Source organism: Rhodanobacter sp. UC4438_H5, from assembly GCF_052978405.1.
Genome location: NZ_CM129672.1, coordinates 2,749,775 through 2,763,157, shown reverse-complemented (window position 1 = coordinate 2,763,157; position 13,383 = coordinate 2,749,775). Strand labels below are relative to the sequence as shown.

Genomic DNA, 13,383 nt, shown 5'->3' with positions numbered 1-13,383 from the left:
CTCCACGACGCACTTCCCCGCGGAAGCCGTCACTACGCAGCGGGACACGTTCGTCCCGCTGTGCCGGCAGGTCTTCGGACTTGCGGACGAGGATCGAGGCGATCCGCCTACTTGTCTTCGCTTCCCAGCCACGGCGGGCCAGTGCACGTGAAGACGTTCGTTTCCGCTCTACCGCTGCGGGGCAGTTCCGGAGTCACACCGGATTCCCTTTTAAGCCAAACCGATGTCGCATCGGGTCTGGCACCGACGCACACAACATATCGGGCGGCTCGGGAAGGGTCAACCCAACAAATTGTGCGCAAGTCGTTTTGCGGGCCGGACGCGGCGGGTGCCTGCGCGGGCTGCGGCGACGTTACAGCGCATCGTGATCCAGCTCGCCGGTGCGGATGCGGATCACCTGCTCCAGCGTGCTTACGAAGATCTTGCCGTCGCCGATCTTGCCGGTGCGCGCGGAGGCCTGGATCGCCTCCAGTACACGGTCGAGCTGGTCGTCCGCCACCGCCACTTCCAGCTTGATCTTGGGCAGGAAATCGACCACGTACTCGGCGCCGCGATACAGCTCGGTGTGGCCCTTCTGGCGGCCGAAGCCCTTCACCTCGGTCACCGTGACGCCTTGCACGCCGACCTCGGCCAGCGCCTCGCGCACATCGTCCAGCTTGAACGGCTTGATGATCGCCACGACCAGTTTCATGCAGCATTCCTCGTTTCGGCCGGGCGGCAGGCGCCCGCAAACCTGCATTCTGCCCGGCCGGCGGGGCGCTGTCGCCTCACCGGGAGCGGTGTAGGACAATCCCTACAGTCTTTGATGGAGCATACCGATGGCGGCAACACGCGGCGTTCACCTAGCATTTACCCCGACGAGTTCGAGGCGCTGTCCATGATGGACAAGCAGGATATCGATCAGATTGCCCTGCGACTTGTGTCGTTGGTACCGCCAGGACTGGCACAGGTGCAGCAGGATTTGCGCACCAACTTCCGGGATGTTCTGGCGCAGGGATTGCGCCGCCTCGACCTGGTCACTCGCGAAGAGTTCGACGTGCAGACCCAGGTGCTTGCCCGCACCCGGGCCAAGATCGACGAGCTGGAACAGCGGGTGGCCGAGCTCGAAGCTGTCGTCGCCGCGCGCGGCGGTCAGCACTGACCACCTCCCGGGAGCCGCCTCCGATCCGTCACCCTCACCCCGAGAACGATCGGAGGCGGTTATTTATCCAGCGCTGCTGATGGAGTCGCGCGATGTTTGTGCCAGTCAGCGCGCCACCACCATCGCTGCGCCGCCGGCCCCTGGCTGCATGAGCCTCGCCGTCACCCTCAGCCGCGCCCAGGAAGGCATCGCTGCCCCGCAGGTGATGGTCGAGGTGCATCTCTCCGGCGGCTTGCCCTGCACCAACATCGTCGGCCTGCCCGAGGCCGCCGTGCGCGAGGCGCGCGACCGCGTGCGCGTGGCAATCCAGAACACTGCCTTCGAGTATCCCAACCGGCGCGTCACGGTGAACCTGGCGCCGGCCGAACTGCCCAAGGATGGCGGGCGTTTCGATCTCTCCATTGCACTGGGCATCCTCGCCGCCAGCGGCCAGGTACCGCGCGAGAAACTGGATGACTGCGAGTTCCTCGGCGAGCTGGCGTTGACCGGCTCGCTGCGCGGCATCTCCGGCGTGCTGCCGGCGCTGCTGCGCGCCCGCGCGCGCGACCGTCGGGTGGTGGTGCCGCGCGAGAACGCGGCCGAGGCCGCGCTGGTGCCGGACGTCGACGTGCGCGTCGCCGAGACCCTCGCCGAAGTCTGCGGCTGGCTGCGCGGTGCGCACGACCTGTCCGCGCCGGTGGGCATTCCCAGCGATGGCGGCGCACATGACGGGCCGGACCTGGCCGACGTGCGCGGGCAGTTGCAGGCACGCCGCGCGCTGGAGATCGCCGCGGTCGGTGGCCATCACCTGCTGCTGGTCGGTCCGCCGGGCACCGGCAAGACCATGCTGGCCGAGCGCCTGCCCGGCATCCTGCCGCCGCTGTCGGAATCGGAGGCGCTGGAGACCTGCGCCGTGTTGTCGGTCGCGGGCCAGGTCACCGATCCCGTGCGCTGGCGCCGGCGCCCGTTCCGCGCGCCGCACCATACCGCCTCGGCGGTGGCGCTGGTCGGCGGCGGCTCGTTTCCTCGTCCGGGCGAGATCTCGCTGGCGCACAACGGCGTGTTGTTCCTCGACGAGCTTCCCGAGTTCAGCCGGCACGTGCTGGAGGTGCTGCGCGAGCCGATGGAATCGGGCCATATCATGATTTCCCGGGCGGCGCGGCAATCGACCTTTCCTGCCCAGTTCCAGCTGGTCGCGGCGATGAATCCGTGCCCGTGCGGCTATGCCGGCGAGCCGCGCTGCCAGTGCACGCCCGACCAGGTGCAGCGTTACCGCGCACGTATTTCCGGGCCGTTGCTGGATCGCATTGACCTGTGCGTGCAAGTGCCGCCGGTGGCGCTGGCCGAACTGGGCACGCCGCGCAACGCGCGCGACGAGGACTCCGCCACCGTTCGCGTTCGCGTGCTCCATGCCCGCCGCCACGCACTGATGCGCGCAGGCCGGCCGAACGCGGAGATCAGCACGCGCGAACTGGAGCGCGATTGTGCGCTGGGGCCGGCGGAGCGGCGCTGGTTCGAACAGGCACTCGAGCGGCTGGGCCTCTCCGCGCGCGCCTATCATCGGGTGCTGCGCGTCGCCCGCACGATCGCCGACCTCGACGGCGGCGCCGCCTTGCTCGAACGCGAGCACCTGGCCGAAGCCCTGCAGTACCGCAGGGTGTAAAGGCAGGAGTGAGTGGAGAGGAATGAGGAGTGAGAGAAAGCATGTCGCGACATGCCGTTGCTCTTCTTTCACTCATCATTCCTCTCCGCTCACTCCTGCTCTTTCCTGCTGGACGCACGCGCCGCCGCATGTTCCGATGTCGCCCTGACCATTCCAGGGACTGCAATGACGATCGATCTGGGCCTGATGCTCGCCGGCATGCTGATGATCGGGTTTCTCGCGCAGTGGCTGGCGTGGCGGGTGAGGCTGCCGGCGATCCTGTTCCTGCTGCTGGCCGGCATCGCGCTCGGGCCGGCCACCGGGGTGCTCGATCCGGACAAGCTGCTGGGCGATCTGCTGTTTCCCACCGTGTCGCTGGCGGTGGCGCTGATCCTGTTCGAGGGCAGCCTGACCCTGCGTTTCCACGAACTGCCCGGCATCGGCAAGGCCGTGCGCGGGCTGGTCAGTTACGGCGCGGTGGCCTCGCTGCTGCTGCTGGCGCTGGCTGCTCATCTGGTCGCCGGGTTGGCCTGGCCGATCGCGCTGCTGTTCGGTGCGCTGGGCTGCGTCACCGGCCCGACCGTGATCGCGCCGATGCTGCGCACGCTGCGACCGAACGCGCGCATCGCCAACACGCTGCGCTGGGAAGGCATCGTGATCGATCCGCTGGGCGCGCTGTTCGCAGTGCTGATCTACGAGGCGATCGTGTCGCGGCAGGAAGGCCACACCATCGGCATCTTCCTGGCAACCATCGGTTGCGGCGTGGGGATCGGCGCCTTGGCTGCCTGGCTGATGGCGTTCTTCCTGCGCCGCCAGCTGATCCCCGAATACCTGCAGAACTATGCGGTGCTGGCCGCGGTGCTGTTCGCCTTCAGCATCTCCAACACGCTGACCCACGAGTCGGGGCTGCTGGCGGTGACGATCATGGGCATTGCGCTGGGCAACCTGCGCGGGGTGCACATCGACGACATCCTCGATTTCAAGGAAAGCCTCACCACGGTGCTGGTGTCGCTGCTGTTCATCCTGCTGGCGGCACGACTGCACTGGCCGCTGCCGGACGGCATGCTGGGCGCGGGCCTCGCGCTGTTCGTGATTGCGCAGTTGCTGGTGCGGCCATTGACCGTGGCGCTCTCGAGTTTCGGCAGCGGCCTGAATTGGCGCGAGCGCGCACTGATCGGCTGGGTGGCGCCGCGCGGCATCGTGGCGGCGTCGGTTTCCGCGCTGTTCGCGTTGCGCCTGGATCAGCTCGGCGTGGCCGGCGCCGAGGCGCTGGTGCCGCTGGTGTTCACCCTCATCATCGGCACGGTGATCCTGCAGAGCGCCACCGCGCGGCCGCTGGCGATCTGGCTGAAAGTGGCCGAGCCGGAGCCGCGCGGCGTGCTGATCTTCGGCTCGGACCACGTGGCGCGCGCGATCGCCCAGTCGCTGCACGACGCCGGCTTCCGCGTGATGCTGGCCGACGACGACTGGGAGGGCATCCGGCTGGCGCGCATGGACGGGCTGACCACGTTCTTCGGCAACCCGGCCTCGCCGCATGCGGAACGCCATCTCGATCTGACCGGCATCGGCCGGCTGCTCGCGGTGTCCACCCATCGCGAGCGCAATTCGCTCGCCTGCGTGCGCTACCGCCAGGAATTCGGCCGCGACAAGGTGTATCGCCTGCGCAACCTCACCCCACGCGAGAACACCGACCGCGCCGCGCTCGCCGGCAGCCTGCTGGCGCCGCCGCTGTTCGACGAGGAGATGACCCACGGCCGCTTCGCGCAGATGCTGGACGAAGGCTGGCGGATCAAGTCGACCAAACTCACCGCTACCTTCGACTGGCCGCAATTCGTCGAACAGTACGGTTCCGGCACGGTGCTGATGTTCGGCGTGGAGGAAAAAGGCGCCTTGCGGGTGGCCTCGACCAAGCGCGAACTGGAGCCGAAGCCGGGCTGGACCGTGATCGCGCTTGTACCGGCGAGCGAGAAGTGAGTGAAGAGGAGTGAGGAGTGAGAAAAAGCGGGAGCATTCCGCGCCCTTGCTCTCTCTCACTCCCCACTCCTCATTCCTCACTTCTCGCTTTTCGTCTTCTCACGCGGCCGAGGCCTGCTTGAACTGCGCCTCCTCGGTCGAGCCCTTCAGCGCGGTGGTCGAGGACTGGCCCTGCTGGATCGCCTGGGTCACCGCGTCGAAATAGCCGGTGCCCACTTCGCGCTGGTGCTTCACCGCGGTGAAGCCGCGATCGGCGGAGGCGAACTCCTTTTCCTGCAGTTCGACGAAGGCGCTCATCTGGCGGCGCGCGTAGCCGTGGGCGAGGTCGAACATGCCGTAGTTGAGGCTGTGGAAGCCGGCCAGGGTGATGAACTGGAACTTGTAGCCCATCGCGCCCAGTTCCTTCTGGAAGCGGGCGATGGTGGCGTCGTCCAGGTTCTTCTTCCAGTTGAAGCTGGGCGAGCAGTTGTAGGCCAGCATCTTGCACGGGAACCTGGCGTGGATCGCCTCGGCGAAGCGGCGCGCATCGTCCAGGTTCGGCTTGCTGGTCTCGCACCACACCAGGTCGGCGTAAGGCGCATAGGCCAGCCCGCGGCTGATCGCCTGGTCCAGGCCGGGCCTGACCCGGAAGAAGCCTTCGACGGTGCGCTCGCCAGTGAGGAACGGCTTGTCGTTGTCGTCGATGTCGGAGGTGAGCAGGTCGGCCGCATCGGCATCGGTGCGCGCCACGATCAGCGTCGGCACCCCGGCGACGTCGGCGGCCAGGCGCGCGGCGTTCAACTTGTCGACCGCCTCGCGGGTGGGGACCAGCACCTTGCCGCCCATGTGGCCGCACTTCTTGACGCTGGCCAGCTGATCCTCGAAATGCACGCCGGCGGCGCCGGCCTCGATCATCGCCTTCATCAGCTCGAACGCGTTCAGCACGCCGCCGAAGCCTGCCTCGGCATCGGCCACGATCGGCACCAGCCAGTCGATGTCGTGGTTGTCCTCGGCGTGGTGCAACTGATCGGCGCGCAGCAAGGTGTTGTTGATGCGCTTGACCACCAGCGGCACCGAGTTGGCCGGGTACAGCGACTGGTCGGGATACATTTCGCCGGCCACGTTGGCGTCGGCGGCGACCTGCCAGCCGCTCAAGTAGATCGCCTGCAGGCCGGCCTTGACCTGCTGCATCGCCTGGTTGCCGGTGAGTGCGCCGAGCGCGTTGACGAACTCCTCCTGGTGCAGCGACTTCCACAACCGCTCGGCACCGCGACGGGCCAGCGAATGCTCGATCGCGACGGTGCCGCGCAGGCGCACCACGTCATCGGCGGAGTAGTTGCGCTGGACGCCGGCCCAGCGGGCATTGTTCTTCCAGTCCAGACTGATCTGTTCGGCGGTGGGCAGGGTGCTCTTCATGACATGGCTCCGGTGGTGTTGAGCCCCTCTCCCTGCGGGAGAGGGGTTGGGGAGAGGGTTCGGACGGAGCGTGTCAGCACACTCCGCCGCGCCCCCTCATCCGCCCTTCGGGCACCTTCTCCCGGAGGGAGAAGGGAGAAAATCACAGTTGGTCGTACGCGGGCAGGGTGAGGAAGTCGGCCAGTTCGTCCGCATGGGTCATGCGGGAAATCAGGGCGGCGGCGGCATCGGCGCGGGCGGCGCCGGGGTGCTGGCTCTGGCGCAGGCGATGGGTGTGGGCGGCAAGCGCCTGGTCGAACAGCGCGAAGTCGATCGGTGCATGGTCGGGGAACTCGAGATCTCCGTGATGCAGCCATTGCCACAACTGCGCGCGGGCGATCTCGGCCGTGGCGGCGTCTTCCATCAGGTGATGGATCGGTACGCAGCCCAGGCCGCCCAGCCATGCGGCGGTATAGCGCAGGCACACCTCGACGTTGTTGTCGAAGCCGGCGCGGCTGATGGTGCCGCCGGGCGCGGCGAGCAGCTGCTCGCGGCTCACCCGCACGTCCTCGCGCAGTTTGCCGAGCTGGTTCGGCGCGGGCATGTATTCGTCGAAGATCGCCTGCGCCACCGGCACCAGCGCGGGGTGGGCGACCCAGGTGCCGTCGTGGCCGGCTTTGACCTCGCGCAGTTTGTCGGCGCGCACCTTGTCCAGCGCCGCTTCATTCGCCGCCTCGTCGCCCTTGATCGGGATCTGCGCCGCCATGCCGCCCATCGCGAAGGCGCCGCGGCGGTGGCAGGTCCTGATCAGCAACTCGGAATAGCCTTTCAGGAACGGCACCGTCATGCCGACCTGGCCACGCTCGGGCAGCAGGCGGTCGCGATGGCCGCGCAGCGTTTTCAGGTAGGAAAAAATGTAATCCCAGCGACCGCAGTTGAGGCCGACGATGCGACGGCGCAGCGCGTGCAGGATCTCGTCCATCTGGAACGCGGCCGGCAGGGTCTCGATCAGCACCGTGGCCTTCATCGTGCCGCGCGGCAGCTGCAGTTCGGCCTCGGCGGCGCTCATCACCTCTTCCCACAGCGCGGCCTCTTCCATCGCCTCCAGCTTGGGCAGGTAGAAGTACGGGCCGCGGTCGCGCTCGTGCAGCGTGCGTGCGTTGTGGAACACGAACAGGCCGAAGTCGACCAGCGCGCCAGACAGCGGGGTGCCATCCACGCTGAAAAAGCGGTCATGCAGATGCCAGCCGCGCGGGCGCACCACCAGCACGGCGGGGTTGTTGCCGACCTGGTAGGTCTTGCCCTCGGGCGAACGGAACGTGATCGTGCCGTCGACCGCATCGCGCAGATTGACCTGGCCGTCCAGCTGGTTGGCGAAGGTGGGCGAGGAGGAATCCTCGAAGTCGGCCATGAACACCCTGGCGCCGGAATTCAGCGCGTTGATGATCATCTTGCGCTCCACCGGGCCGGTGATCTCCACGCGGCGGTCGCGCAGCGCGGCCGGGATCGGTGCCACGTTCCAATCCGATTCGCGGATTGCCGCCGTGTCGGCGCGGAAATCCGGCAGGGCACCGGCATCCCAGGCAGCCTGGCGCTGGCGACGCTCTCGCAGCAGGTGTTGCCGCGACGCCTCGAAGCGACGGTGCAGCCGGGCCAGGAACGCCAGCGCGGCCGGGGTCAGGATGGCCGCGTAGGCGGCGCCGTCGGCGAGGACCTCCGCGGGGCCGGTGTGGAGTTGTTCCTGCGCTGCTGCCATCGTTTCGCTCCGCGTCGTGGGTGACTCGAAGCTAGGCCGGCAAATATCTATTTGACAAAGTGAATGTTTCAATCATTACTATGAGCAATATCAATATATGACACAACTTGCTGAAATGACTTGATGAAAACTCCCGGCGTTCCGCTGAAGCAGCCGAAAAAATCGTCTCGCAGCGCAGCAAAAAAACGTACCCCTGGCGAACGCGCCGAGGAGGCTGGCGGCCGCTTCTACTACAAGGGCAATCGCCACAAGCAACTGCGCGCCTTCGTCAGCGTGGTGAAACTGGGTACGCTTACCCGCGCCGCCGAAGCGTTGTACGTGTCGCAACCCACCATCAGCCTGCAGTTGCAGGCGCTGGAACGCGAGCTCGGCGCCACCCTGCTTGAGCGCCGTCGCCGGCGCATCAATCTCACCGACGCGGGCGAGGCGCTGTACGAGCTGGCGCGCCCGCTGGTGGAAGGCTGGGACACGCTGGATCGCGATTTCCAGGCGAAGGCGAAGGGTCTGCAGGCCGGCCGGCTGGTGATCGCCGCCGGCACCTCCACCATCCAGTACCTGCTGCCGGAACTGGTGCGCCGCTATCGCGAACGCTTCCCGGCAGTGCAACTGCAGTTGGCCAACGTGACCGGCAAGGACGGCATGGCCATGCTGCGTGCCGACGAGGCGGATTTCGCGGTCGGCTCGATGCTGGACGTGCCCAACGACATCGCCTGGGCGCCGGTGCAGCACTACGACCCGATGCTGATCATGCCGCCCGACCACCCGCTGGCGACGAAGGACAAGATCACCCTGGAGGATCTTTCACCCTACGGACTGATCCTGCCGCCGCAGCGCCTCTCCACCTATCGACTGGTCGACCTGGTGTTCCAGCAGCGGCAGGTGCCCTATCACGTCGCGATCGAGGTCGGCGGCTGGGACGTGATCAAGGAATACGTGGCGATGGGCATGGGCATCTCCATCGTCACCGGCATCTGCATCACCGACGCCGACCGCGGGCGCCTGGCCGTGCGCAACATGAAGCAGTTCTTTCCCCAGCGCAGCTACGGCGTGGTGATGCGCAAGGGCAAGTTCCTCAGCGCCGAGGCACGCGCCTTCATCGACCTGATTCGCCCCGGGCTGCTGACGCATCGCGAACACGATGATCCGGGGCATTCGCAGCGGTGATGCCCGAGGCCGCTCTGCGAGCCTCGCCCCTGCGCGCGGGATTTCAAACGTCGCGATGCTTGCCCTTGAACGGCGCGTACCACTCGCGCAGGCGCTGCATGGTTGCGCCCATGTCGGTGCCGGCGTCGAACAGTGGGCCGAGCTGGATGGTCCTGTCGGGGTAATGGAACGCGACCGGGAAGATCGGCACGCCGGCATCGTGGGCGATGTGCCAGAAGCCGCTCTTCCAGCGCGTCACCGGTTTGCGCGTGCCTTCGGGGGCGATGCCCAGCCACAGTTTCTCGCGCTGGCGGAACTGGTCGATCATCTGTTCGACCACGCCCTTGGCCGCGCTGCGGTCGATGGGGACGCCGCCGAGCCGACGCAGCAGCCCGCCCAGCGGGCCGCGAAACAATTCCTGTTTGCCCATGAAGTGCACGTCGGCGCCGATCGCCACCTTGATCAGCAGCCCCCACACCCCGTCCCACCACGAGGAGTGCGGGGCGGCGATCAGCACCAGTTTGGGGACGTCGGGAAATTCGCCGGTGAGACTCCAGCCGCACAGGCGCAACACGCCGCGGCAGATGCGTCGTTGCCAACCGTCGCGCAGCTTCGGCATGCGGGCGGGCAACTGGGCTGGAGTGAAGACGCGACGCTTCATTCGAACTCCGGTTTGCGCGAACGGGTCTGCTTGATCCTGCCGCGCTGCTGTTTGCCGGCCAGGCGGCGTTCCTTCGAGGCGCGGGTCGGTTTGGTGGCGACGCGTTTCTTCGGCGGCAGCAGCACGCCGCGAATCAGTTCGGCCAGCCGCTCGCGCACGTCGTCGCGATTGCGCGCCTGGTCGCGAAAGCGCCGGCCCTGGATCACCAGCATCCCTTCGGCGGTAAGCCGGCGATCGCGCCGGGCCAGCAGCCGCGCGCGCACCTCCTCCGGCAGCGACGGCGAGCCCGCCACGTCGAAGCGCAATTCCACCGCGCTCTCGGTGCGATTCACATGCTGACCGCCCGGGCCGTCGGCGCGCAGGAAGCGCTCGATCAGTTCGGACTCGGGCAGGGCGAGGGTGCGGCTGATGGTCAGCATGGGGGGAAGTTTAGGGGAGAAGCGAGAAGTGAGTGGAGAGGAGTGAGGAGTGAGAGAGAGCGAAGGCAAGCCGTACCCCGGCTTTTCTCTCACTCCTCACTTCTCTTCACTCACTCCTGCTTCAAGCCCCAGCCGAACTGCGCCAGCAATCGCGCGAATGCCTCGTCCAGCGGCGCCTCCAGTTGCATCGGCGCGCCACTCACCGGATGCGCGAACGAAAGCCGCCACGCGTGCAGCAGCATCCGGTGGCAGGCAAAGTGCTGCTTGTAGAGGCGATTGTGGTCGCCGCGGCCGTGCTGGCAGTCGCCGATCACCGGGTGATGGATGTGCGCCAGGTGCTTGCGAATCTGGCGGAAGCGGCCGCTCTCAGGCTCCGCCAGCAGCAGTGCGTAGCGTTGCTGCGGGTAGCGGCCGAGTGCGATCGGCACCTCGATCGTGGCCAGGCGCCGGTAGCGCGTGCGCGCTTCGCGGCGCGGGCCGGTTTCGCGCGAGCCGGGCAGGGGATAGTCGATCACACCTTCGGCCGGCTCCGGCCAGCCGCGCACCACCACCAGGTATTGCTTGTGCACCGTGCGCTGCATGAACTGCTCGCCAAGCGCGGCGGCGACCTCCTTGCTGCGCGCCACCAGCAGCACGCCGCTGGTGGCGCGGTCGAGCCGGTGCGCCAGGTACACGTTGCCGCCGACCTGCTCGCGCAGCAGGTCGATCAGGAACGCGTCGGCGGGCCCCACGAACGTCGAGCGATGCACGGCCAGGTTCGCGGGCTTGTTCACCGCGATCAGCGCGTCGTCCTGGTAGAGGATGTCGATCATGCGTTCGAGCTTCCGCGCTCTGGTTATTCGTGGGAGCCCGCTCGCGGGCGATGCTGCGGGTGCCCGTGAAAAGCATCGCCCGCGAGCGGGCTCCTGCACGGTCAACGCGAGCGCGGCCAGCCGATGGCGAAGGAGAGGAAACCGGCGATACCGGCGCCCAGCGGCGGCCAGATGCCGTGTTGCGGGGCCAGCGTCCACAGCAGCGCGGCGCCGATCAGCAGTGCGCTGCCGAGCAGGCTGCAGGCCAGCGTCCTGTGCTGGCGACGGGCATTCTCCTGCGCCAGTTTGAGGGCCAGCGGATCGGCTGGCTCACGCCGCTCGCCGCGGCCGATCTGACGCAGCGCATCACGTACCAGGTCGGGAAACTCCGGCGCGTGGTGCAGCCATTCGGGTAACCGTTTGCGCACGTCGCGCAGGGTGCGCAGCGGGCTGTAGCGCTGGCGCAGGATCCGCTTGAGCACCGGATGCGCGACTGCCCAGATGTCGATCTCCGGATCGAGCATGCGGCCGACGCCCTCGATGTTGAGCAGGGTCTTCTGCAGCAGGATCAGCTGCGGCTGCAGGGTCAGCTCGAAGCGGCGCGCGGTCTGGAACAGCTTGACCACCAGCTCGGCCAGTGAAATCTGCGACAGCGGGCGGGTGAAATACGGCTCGCATACGGTGCGCACGGCGGCTTCCAGTTCGTCCAGCCGCACGTCGGCGGGCATCCAGCCGGCGGCCACATGCAGTTGCGCGATGCGTGCGTAGTCGCGTTCGAACAGTGCGATGAAGTTCTGCGCCAGCCAGTACTGGTCGGCCTCGGGCAGCGAGCCCATGATGCCGAAGTCCAGCGCGATGAAGCGCGGCTCGTCCAGGCGCGACGGGTCCACCCAGATGTTGCCGGGGTGGGCGTCGGCGTGGAAGAAATTGTCGCGGAACACCTGCTCGTAGAACACCCGCACGCCCTTGGCGGCCAGTGCCTTGCGGTCGAGCCCGGCGGCGTCGATCGCTGCGATGTCGTCGCTGCTGATGCCGTGCACGCGCTCCAGCGTCAGCACGCGCGAGGCGGTCAGTTCCCAGTGCACCGCCGGCACGTACAGGTCCACGCCGCTGGCGAAGTTGCGCTTGAGCAGGCTGGCGCTGGCGCCTTCGCGCTGCAGGTCGAGTTCGTTCTCCAGCATCTTCTCGACTTCGGCGACGACGTCGAGCGGGCGGATCTTGTCGGCATTCGGGTGCCAGCGCTGGGCCAGTTCGCCGAGCGAGCGCAGCAGCTTCACGTCGCGGGAGATCTGCGCGTCGATGCCCGGCCGCAGCACCTTCACCACCACCTCGCGGCCGTCGGCCAGGGTGGCGGCATGCACCTGGGCGATCGAGGCCGAGGCCAGCGGCGTCTCGTCGAATTGGGCGTATAGACGTCCAACCGGGAGTTTCAGCTCCCGCTCGACGATGGCACGCGCCTCGCTGCCGGGGAACGGCGCCACCTGGTCCTGCAGCAGCGACAGTTCGTCGGCAATGTCGGCGGGCACCAGGTCGCGGCGGGTCGACAGCACCTGGCCGGCCTTGACGAAAATCGGCCCCAGCTCGGTCAGCGCCCGGCGCAGGCGTTCGCCGCGCGAGAGGCTGGCCACGTTGGCGCGCGGTCGCGCCAGCAGCGGGCGCAGCAGTTTCAGCGGGCGGAACAGGTGCGCGGCGTCGACCAGTTCATCCAGCCGCCATGCCAGCAGCACCGAGGCCACTCGCAGCAGGCGCGGCACCACGCGCAGCGGCGTCACGCGGTGTCGCCCTGCAGTTGCCGCGCCAGCCGCTGCACGCGTGCGGCCAGTCGTTCGCTGTGTTCGCGCAAACTGTCCACTTCGTCGAGAAAGGTGTCGACTTCGCCAGGCGCCAGGGCCACGCGGGTTTCGTCGCGCACCCAGTCGGCGGCGTCTTCGACGAGATGGGCGCCACTTTCGCGGGCATGCGCCAGGCCCTTGCGCACGGCCCTGGCCAACGGCACGCCGAGCACGTCGCCGAAACTGCGCGCGAAGGCCTCCTCGAAATCCGGCGCGAACTTGCCGGCCAGCTTTTCCAGGCGGCGCGCCAGTTCGGCATCGCCGGCGATCTCCACCTTGCCCGGCGCGATGCCGTCGTCGTCGCGGCGCAGCAGCATCGCCAGCAGGCTGCCCGGCGTCGCGGCCACCTTCAGCTGGCTGTCGTCGCGCGGCGGGCCGACTTTCAGGTGCGCCTGATCGACCGTGATGGCCAGCGCCAACTCCGGCCCGCGCAGATGCAACTGCACGCTGCGACCGTTCAACGCGGTCAGCCGCTGATGCGTGTCGGGATCGAGCGACAGCGTGTGATTCAGCGCGGTTTCCAGCGCGCGCCCGGCGAGCTTGCGCAGTGGTTGCGGCATCCAGGCGTTGGGGGTGGCAGCGTTCATCCGCCGATTGTAGCGGGGCGGCGCGGGCGCCGCCGGGAATGGGGAATGGGGAATCGGGAATCGGAGGAGGGCTCTTTCGCCAGC

The 13,383-nt window shown here is 67.8% G+C and carries 12 protein-coding genes and 1 riboswitch; of the genes, 4 read left to right on the top strand and 8 right to left on the bottom strand.

The window, feature by feature from the left end:
- Positions 1-48: 48 nt before the first annotated feature.
- Positions 49-263: riboswitch (cobalamin riboswitch) on the bottom strand.
- Positions 264-352: 89 nt separating this feature from the next.
- Positions 353-691, bottom strand: a complete 339-nt coding sequence (glnK, locus tag ACVCL9_RS12740) for a P-II family nitrogen regulator (protein WP_136259205.1) — start codon at positions 689-691, stop codon at positions 353-355.
- A 186-nt stretch (positions 692-877) separates the two neighbouring features.
- On the opposite strand from glnK, the gene ubiK reads away from it, so the two are divergent.
- The 3 genes from ubiK (at position 878) to ACVCL9_RS12725 (ending at position 4,736) form a co-directional block, all read left to right on the top strand.
- Complete coding sequence (gene ubiK, locus ACVCL9_RS12735; protein ID WP_447099516.1) at positions 878-1,141, top strand: ubiquinone biosynthesis accessory factor UbiK; 264 nt, start codon at positions 878-880, stop codon at positions 1,139-1,141.
- 148 nt (positions 1,142-1,289) lie between these two features.
- Positions 1,290-2,783, top strand: coding sequence for a YifB family Mg chelatase-like AAA ATPase (locus ACVCL9_RS12730; protein WP_395120508.1), 1,494 nt, complete (start codon positions 1,290-1,292; stop codon positions 2,781-2,783).
- Between the two features lie 165 nt (positions 2,784-2,948).
- Complete coding sequence (locus ACVCL9_RS12725; protein WP_395120506.1) at positions 2,949-4,736, top strand: cation:proton antiporter; 1,788 nt, start codon at positions 2,949-2,951, stop codon at positions 4,734-4,736.
- A 99-nt stretch (positions 4,737-4,835) separates the two neighbouring features.
- Here ACVCL9_RS12725 and aceA read toward each other — a convergent pair whose 3' ends face one another.
- Both aceA and aceB read right to left on the bottom strand, forming a co-directional pair.
- Positions 4,836-6,131, bottom strand: coding sequence for an isocitrate lyase (gene aceA, locus ACVCL9_RS12720; protein ID WP_447097847.1), 1,296 nt, complete (start codon positions 6,129-6,131; stop codon positions 4,836-4,838).
- Positions 6,132-6,273: 142 nt separating this feature from the next.
- Positions 6,274-7,866, bottom strand: a complete 1,593-nt coding sequence (gene aceB / locus ACVCL9_RS12715) for a malate synthase A (protein WP_447097848.1) — start codon at positions 7,864-7,866, stop codon at positions 6,274-6,276.
- Positions 7,867-7,989: 123 nt separating this feature from the next.
- Here aceB and ACVCL9_RS12710 point away from each other — a divergent pair, with 123 nt between their 5' ends.
- The gene (locus ACVCL9_RS12710; protein WP_447097849.1) at positions 7,990-9,030 is read left to right on the top strand and encodes a LysR family transcriptional regulator; all 1,041 of its coding nucleotides are present in this window, start codon (positions 7,990-7,992) and stop codon (positions 9,028-9,030) included.
- A gap of 43 nt (positions 9,031-9,073) precedes the next feature.
- Here the strand turns inward: ACVCL9_RS12710 and ACVCL9_RS12705 are convergent, their stop codons facing one another.
- The 5 genes from ACVCL9_RS12705 to ACVCL9_RS12685 form a co-directional block, all read right to left on the bottom strand.
- Complete coding sequence (locus ACVCL9_RS12705) at positions 9,074-9,670, bottom strand: 1-acyl-sn-glycerol-3-phosphate acyltransferase (protein WP_447097850.1); 597 nt, start codon at positions 9,668-9,670, stop codon at positions 9,074-9,076.
- Positions 9,667-10,089, bottom strand: a complete 423-nt coding sequence (arfB, locus tag ACVCL9_RS12700) for an alternative ribosome rescue aminoacyl-tRNA hydrolase ArfB (RefSeq protein WP_447097851.1) — start codon at positions 10,087-10,089, stop codon at positions 9,667-9,669. Before arfB ends, ACVCL9_RS12705 begins: the two co-directional genes overlap by 4 nt.
- A gap of 110 nt (positions 10,090-10,199) precedes the next feature.
- On the bottom strand, positions 10,200-10,901 hold the full coding sequence (locus ACVCL9_RS12695; RefSeq protein WP_447097852.1) for a pseudouridine synthase: 702 nt from the start codon (positions 10,899-10,901) through the stop codon (positions 10,200-10,202).
- 101 nt (positions 10,902-11,002) lie between these two features.
- Positions 11,003-12,652: a ubiquinone biosynthesis regulatory protein kinase UbiB gene (gene ubiB / locus ACVCL9_RS12690; RefSeq protein ID WP_447097853.1), complete on the bottom strand. Its 1,650-nt coding sequence runs from the start codon at positions 12,650-12,652 to the stop codon at positions 11,003-11,005.
- The gene (locus ACVCL9_RS12685; protein WP_447097854.1) at positions 12,649-13,299 is read right to left on the bottom strand and encodes a ubiquinone biosynthesis accessory factor UbiJ; all 651 of its coding nucleotides are present in this window, start codon (positions 13,297-13,299) and stop codon (positions 12,649-12,651) included. The genes ubiB and ACVCL9_RS12685 overlap by 4 nt, the downstream gene beginning before the upstream one ends.
- Positions 13,300-13,383 lie beyond the last annotated feature (84 nt).